Origin of the sequence: Phormidesmis priestleyi ULC007, assembly GCF_001895925.1 — a bacterium.
GTDB lineage: Bacteria > Cyanobacteriota > Cyanobacteriia > Leptolyngbyales > Leptolyngbyaceae > Phormidesmis_A > Phormidesmis_A priestleyi_A.
The window spans coordinates 1-6,719 of sequence record NZ_MPPI01000076.1 but is presented as its reverse complement, the minus strand read 5'-3'; the positions used below and the strand labels follow the sequence as shown (position 1 = coordinate 6,719).

The 6,719-nt window shown below is 52.3% G+C and carries 5 protein-coding genes; 1 reads left to right on the top strand and 4 read right to left on the bottom strand.

Annotation, left to right across the window (positions count from 1 at the left end; genetic code table 11):
- Nucleotides 1-357: 357 nt before the first annotated feature.
- Entirely contained in the window at nucleotides 358-1,359 is a 1,002-nt protein-coding gene (locus BRW63_RS26485) for a hypothetical protein (RefSeq protein ID WP_143162131.1), read from the top strand.
- Between the two features lie 132 nt (nucleotides 1,360-1,491).
- Here BRW63_RS26485 and BRW63_RS26480 read toward each other — a convergent pair whose 3' ends face one another.
- The 4 genes from BRW63_RS26480 to BRW63_RS26465 form a co-directional block, all read right to left on the bottom strand.
- Nucleotides 1,492-4,785, bottom strand: coding sequence for a hypothetical protein (locus BRW63_RS26480; RefSeq protein WP_223257533.1), 3,294 nt, complete (start codon nucleotides 4,783-4,785; stop codon nucleotides 1,492-1,494).
- Between the two features lie 538 nt (nucleotides 4,786-5,323).
- Nucleotides 5,324-5,941 carry a Uma2 family endonuclease gene (locus tag BRW63_RS26475; RefSeq protein WP_073075309.1) on the bottom strand — a complete coding sequence of 206 codons (618 nt, stop codon included), beginning with the start codon at nucleotides 5,939-5,941 and terminating at the stop codon, nucleotides 5,324-5,326.
- A 48-nt stretch (nucleotides 5,942-5,989) separates the two neighbouring features.
- Nucleotides 5,990-6,283 (bottom strand): fertility inhibition FinO-like protein, encoded by a 294-nt coding sequence (locus BRW63_RS26470; protein ID WP_073075308.1) that lies wholly within the window; start codon nucleotides 6,281-6,283, stop codon nucleotides 5,990-5,992.
- Nucleotides 6,261-6,605: a hypothetical protein gene (locus BRW63_RS26465; RefSeq protein WP_106254237.1), complete on the bottom strand. Its 345-nt coding sequence runs from the start codon at nucleotides 6,603-6,605 to the stop codon at nucleotides 6,261-6,263. The genes BRW63_RS26470 and BRW63_RS26465 overlap by 23 nt, the downstream gene beginning before the upstream one ends.
- Nucleotides 6,606-6,719 lie beyond the last annotated feature (114 nt).

Genomic DNA, 6,719 nt, shown 5'->3' with positions numbered 1-6,719 from the left:
GATCATGAATTGCTCCCAGAGACTTCGGAGACGTTGGTCTACCTTGCCATGATTCGGCTCATGGTGAGACGATTGGCGTAAAATTTGACCGCTTATTACTTTTCAAACAGCCTCTTAGGACTAATTAAGGAATTTGTCGCTTGGGGCATTAATCGTCGGGGGAATTCGTATGGGTGGGCCACCACGATCGTAAAAGCTCCCTTGGCGCTCGCGAAGTGGAAATATGCTGCTCAGTCTAAACGATCCTTATATCGTGATGTGGATCTAATTGAACAGATTCGAGCTTATCTCAATTCCTTGAATAGAAAATATTCAAAGCAACCTTCTCCGATGGAGGATAAGAAAGAATTAAAACTAATGAGTTTTGATCAGGCCGTGGCGATCGTGGAGTATCACCGCTCCTGTTGCGCTCCCTATCGAAATAATCACTGCCGGCGCTCGCAAATGGCGATTACTCGCGCCTGGCAACGGTATTTGATCATTGCTTTTTTAACCTATTGCCCATTGCGACAACGAGAAATTCGCGAGTTGGAGTTGGGTCGAACCCTAATCCGTGAAGAGGGGTATCGCGTCCGTTTGAGACCAGACGATAACAAAACTGGTGATGACCGAGACTTTCGTTTAGTGGATGTGTTTCCCACCCCAGTGATTACCGATCTAGATTATTGGCTAGATCACTACCGCCCTAATTTTTTGCACCAGGTCGAAACGGCAAGTGAGTCTGTAGAATCCTGGTTGAAGTTTGCCCATTATCCACCAGATTTGTTGGCATCCAAAATGCAGGACATCCCTCAACAAATGGAGAGCATAGCTATAGCTAACGGGCAATCCAGCCGGGAGTTTGTTCGCTTGGAGCGAAAATTGAAAAAGCTGCAAGCTATTCCTGAGTCACGGCTGCAAATTCCTGAACGCCTGAAACAACAGTTTGTTTTCTTAAGCTTAGGAGGCACGACTGGTAAAGATTCGGTTGGGTTACCATTGGGTCCGGGAAATCTCACAAGCTTAGTGAAAACAGCCGCTTTTAATGCCAGTGCCAACCTGGGAGAAATGGGACATCTCCTATTTGAGGGTCTAGAACCGCGTCAGACAAACCCTCATTTCTACCGGAACAATGGAATTACCCATGAGCGTCGTTATGGCAATCCCGAGAAGCGAGCGGCATTCCACAAGATGATTGGCAACTCAATCTCAGAGGGAGATCGTACCTACAATGAGATGACAGCCTCCGAAAAAACAGTGCAAGCGGCTGGATGGTGGGATACTCAATCTGATAAAACCGATACTCCGCGGCGCTTACACGGCATTCTGCAACAGCTTTCGTCTCAAGAGAAGCAGCTATTGAAGAAACTCCTAGAGTAGGATTAGGAATCTTGTACTGCTGGATGCAGCGAACTGCGAACAAGAACATCTCAAACTGAACTCAAAACCCGATGTAGATACTCCTTGAAGGTGAAGCAATACCAACTACGGTTTCAATAGATTGAGGCAGATTTATTCATTGATCAAGGACTGCAAAGGTTTAATTTGCTCTCTGGGAAGCCTCAGCAGCAAGGCTATGAGGATATTCACTTGGACTGCTGCATTCAACGATTGCCAGACCTCTATCCATTCCACCGGCTCTAGCCACCCATAAAAGATCTCAGTCACCGTTTCCAATACCTGTGCGGATGTTTCACACTCGGAGATCGCGGTCTCCAATACCGGAGCAACCAAGGCGCAAACCTCTTGAGAATCAGAATCTAGATTTTGACTAGTTTTGCTATTGGAACTCTCTAATAGTGTTTGTAGTAATGCCCAGTGCTGCGAGATGTACTGCTGGCTATACGGGATCAGCACCGAGATCGCCCGCTGAGTGATTTTCGTGCCGATGGCTTTAAGCTGCTGGATCGCCGCTTGCACAGCGAGAAAAAACCGCTCTCGCTTCGTACTGGCGTTGAGGGTGATGTCCGAAGCCTTAACGGGCTGCGTCGGACCATCTAGTTCAAAGTCGGTGAGGAGGATGACTTCCAGCGGCGTTTCTGCTCGGCGATGAGCGCGGAGTCGCCCAATGGCTTGATGGAACTCAGACAGAATCGAGCGATCCACATAAGCCCGAAACAGAGCCTCGTCATCCTGGGGATACTGCCCGACCAGCACCGCATATTCCGCCTGCAAGTCCGCGACATTGCGGCAGGGTGTGCCAACCAAAATCAAGCGCGTCGTCTGCTCAAAATCATTAATGCCCCGGCTATCGCGCCACCAGCAGCCCGTGCCCTCACTGGCAAACTTCTTAAAGTCGATTACCTTCGTTGTGGCATCCTGCTGCTGATAATGCGTCACGATCTCACTAGCTCGGCGCTGCTGTTCGTTGCCGCGCTGCATCCCCAGTCGTCCAAGATCGGTCACTTGAATCAGGGTGAGATGCGGGGACGGGGGCACCGATTGCTGACAGACAAAAATCTCCTCGATCGAGCAGCCGAGCTTCAGCGCTAAGTCGCCTGGGTGCAGCGTGCCATCGAGAAAGATTATCGCTTTCGCCGCCTCCATCATGGAGCGATGGCGCGAGTCGGACTGGGTGAGGATGAGTCCCTCCTGGCTAAGCCGCATTGAAGCTCCCGGATGAGTGCCGTTTAGAATCTGGAGCAAATCAGGAAGCCACTGCTTGAGCACGCGCTGCTGTGCCAGGTTGGCGAGTTCGGGATCTCGCTCAGAAAACTTCTTGCGGAGGTGGCGGGGTAAATCGGCTAAGTCTACCCCGTGTTCCGCCGTGGTGTTGAGAAAGCTCAAGTCAGGATACAAGACGTGCCTCAGTTCTGTCAGATCGATCGTCGGTTGGGGCAATCGGGCGACTAATTCTGGGTGAGCCATACCAAACTTGCCGAGTTTGGTCGAGCCATCGAGTAAGGGAATGAGCGCTACCAAGAGAGGTTGGAGCGCCTCAAAGAGCGTGGGAACTTCCATCAACCTGAGAATCGTCTGCTCCAAATCAGGCAACGTCACCCGGAGGTCTTGCTTGACACGGAAGTTCTGCCCCGGTTCATCGACTAGGAGCAAGGTGTCTGCTAGCGAATAGTCGCTCGGGTCGGGCAAACTGTCCAAGTGAACCCGCAGCTTGGGAGACGACAAGGCAGAGCGGCGCTGATTGAGAAACCCATAGCCCGGACCCTCGGCATGAGTGCAAGGTTCTCTCAACGGGCAAGTGCTGCAAATGAGAGACGCGGTATCTGACCCCTGAACGTGCTTGAGTCGCAGGGCACCGAGCAACTGATGGCGGCTACAGTTGGCAGGCAAATTGGGAGTCTCCTGGCGACCTACTCGCTTGAGGCGCACCCCTCCACCTGGGGTCACTTCTTGCACCAATCCCCCGTGTCGAGCTTCGAGGTCAATCCAGCCGTTCTCCTGAGCCAGGGTAGTGACGGTGGGATTGCGGTGCTGGTCAGAGGCATAAATAACTTGCTTGACCTCGAAGCTGGCAGGGTCTACTCGACCCGCATCGTAGGATTTGCCCGAGCCTGGGGGTGAGGTATCGAGAATGTAGCGGTAACCCAACCGAAGGGCATCCTGCCAAACTGAGAGGCGTTGACCCGGGGCATACTCGGAGCGTTGCCGCTCCATCAAAATCGCTCTTAAGGCAGCCGCCGATTGGGTGGGCTGTGGTTTCTGGTGTAAGGTTCGTCGAATCCGCTCTAACCAATCGAAGGTGGGATGAGCGGTCGCTTCAAACTGAGCGGTTGAGAGCCAGCGAATTGAGGCATCGGTTCCGAGTTCATCAATGTCAGGACTGGCTTTGGTCGTTTGACCCCACCAGGCAATTTGAACCTGGTAGCCCCACGTTCGCAGAAGCTTCCAAGTGGCGCGATATTGCCGCATCACCTGACGGTTCTGCACCGCTCCAGCATCGGGGTAAAACTCGATCGTCTGGGTGCCGAGTTCGAGCGCCAACGCCTCAAGCGTCGCTTTGAGAGTGTTGGGACTACTGGCGAACTGTCCGCCCGCAGCTCCAATCGTGATTTGCCCCTGACGCTGAGCGGTGATGAACGGCTTCGCCCCCACACCCTCGACCAGTGCGATGACGTGCCGCAGAATTTGAGTGGGTCGATGCACCGCCAGCGGCAGTTCGCCATTGGGCAAGTGGGGAGTAGATCCCTCTGGTCGGGTCTTCGTCGCGCTGGTGAGCCAGCGGTACCGTCCGCCGTCGTCTGCGAGTCGGAGGCGGAGTTGAAAGCCGACTAGGTGCCCGTGGACATCGAGAATCGGGCAGAGATACCCGGGTTGGCAGTTGAGGCTGAAGCCATCGAGACTGACTCCAGGAAGGGTAACCGGCAACGGGAAATTGAGGCGCTGCCACTGCTCGACGGATTTCACGCCCCAGGCTGCGATTTGAGCATCGGTCAATCCCCGGCGATGTAACTCTGCGCGGTCTTCAGGGTGCAGCGAGAGGGAGTCGAGTAGTGGGCGATAGGACTGGTTGCGGGCTTCGGCACTGAGCGGGAGAGGTGATCCGGGCTGTGGGTCTGGTTGGGATCGTTTGCGGCGCGGGTGCGATTGGACATGAGCTGTCCACTGGGCGGTAGCCGTGCGTCCATCATTGAGCACGAATTTGCCCCAGAGCTGGTCTTTAGTGAGTCCGATGAATTTGAAGCCCGGGGGAGCGTCGCCAGCATCGACCGTCATACAAAGATGGAGGTCGTTGATCTGCCGACATTTTCCAGTGAGGTCGCCGCAAATCTCACACGGATTGCCGCGGTTAGTCGAGGTAAATCTGCCGCGTCGAGCGGATGCAGATGAGGGTGGATGAATCAGCATGAGTTCTCTGTCCAAAAGGGATGGGGGGGACAGAGAGCCAGGAATGGTGCGAACTAGCGCCTTAAAAAGTCATTGAAATTCCATCGCTCTCTGCCCTGGAAATGAAGGGACGGGAGAGAGAACCAGGCTTAAATGCTCAAAAATGCACAGCAAAGTCTATTGCCATTCGAGACAAATGAGGCATAATAAACACATGGCACTGTCAGGAACCTAACTCTTAGCCGACCAAAGCCTTCAAGTTAGCGTCCCCGCCTCCCGTTATTCAAGCTAATATTTTGAGCCTTCAAAGCCCTCTCTGTTTGTAGCAGTGGGGGTTTTTGGCTTCTAGGGGTGCTAGAACACGATGGTGACCTCTCGCTTTACAAGGGTGGAAACTGGGTGCGTCATGGAATGTCTCTCACCGGTTTGACGTGAGATTAAGTGTATCAGGACATTTTCTCTGATCCGCGATCGATTCATGACAAATTCTTTTGTAGATGGGTGTGAGGAGTCATGTTTACCTGTACCCGTGAAGGGAGTGGATTTGAGAAGTTCTCACTCATCTGCCAGCCCTCAAAATTTGATCAGCCGTTAGTTGCAAGTCTGGGAACGTGGGAGAGAGAACCCGATCGCTCTCTCGGAACTGTGTGATTTGATATTCTCCGTCTACCAGCTCGCAGACTGAGAGCGTCGGTTGTTTAGGGGTACCGATATGCCGTTTTCCACCTAACCCTAAATAGTCAACGATCCAATATTCAGGGATGCCAAGGGCTTCATAGTCTACAAATTTGTGCCCATAGTCATCGCGCCAATTGGTGCTGACGACTTCGATGATCAGTTTGATAGAGGCACCGTTCTCGACTACTGATTCTTTTTCCCAGCGTGGGTCATCTGCGATCGTCAGTCTGTCGAGAACAATCCCATCGGGTTCGTAGCCAGAATCACCCTCGTCAGCTTTGATAATGCACTCCCTAGGCGTGAAATAGGGCAAGTTCGCACGCTCGATCGCAGCTCCTAACTTCACCATTAACCACCCTGCAATATCAGAATGCTTGCCTCTGGCCTTTGGCATCTCAACAATAGTCCCCCGGCGCAATTCATAGTGGCGATCGGTCGCCTCTGGCAGCCACTCGATAAATTCATCAAACGAAATTGGTTTTTCTAGTGCCTGAATCATGGCGATTCCTCCCTCGCAACATCAACTTAATTTCGGTCAATCCCTCTCCTATCCTGCTGTAGCAGGTTCTTTAGGTTTTTTCTCAAAGACTTGTATGTTTGGCTCTGCCAGCACAAAACCCTTTTCGGTCGGTTGCCCCATCTTGCCCGCGACGGCAGCGACCCACATCGGAAAGTTTGCTTGAGCGTCCTCCAGCTTCTTAAACATTTTGGGTTTGAGCGTGACAGAGATGATTTGACCCTCGCAGTCTATATCAAAGGACTTCCAGCCATTCTCAACCGTGGTGGCGTTTGGTAGTTCGCTAATTTTGATGGTGAGTTCAAGTTTTCCGGTCACTGGCATCGGTCGTTTCTCCTTCTAATCTTTCAGCCAACGCATAAGACATGATTTCACGGATCGCCTCTATCTGCCCTTTCAAGCTTCTCAGAACACCCTCTAATGTCTCATCATCAATCCAACTCTGAAGCCCTGTAGAGTCGGTTAGATAAAGCTCTGCGCTAAAGGTGCCATCAGCATAAGCAGAAACAGTAATGCTCGGATCGAAGTGGCGCGATGCTTCAGGCAGAAAGGAAGCACAGACACTCATCGACCAACCTGATACAGTGCTTGCGACGGGTAAATCATCGAAGCCTCGCCACTCTAAATTAGGAAAGTACTTAAGCACTAGTAGAGAGTCAAGGTTGAATTGAGGGATAAAGCCGCTTCAGTTTGACGCGAGCATCTGCGGTGGTAAATCGCCAATCGACCGTGTGGTTCTGAGCCTTTCTTGACTGTTGCC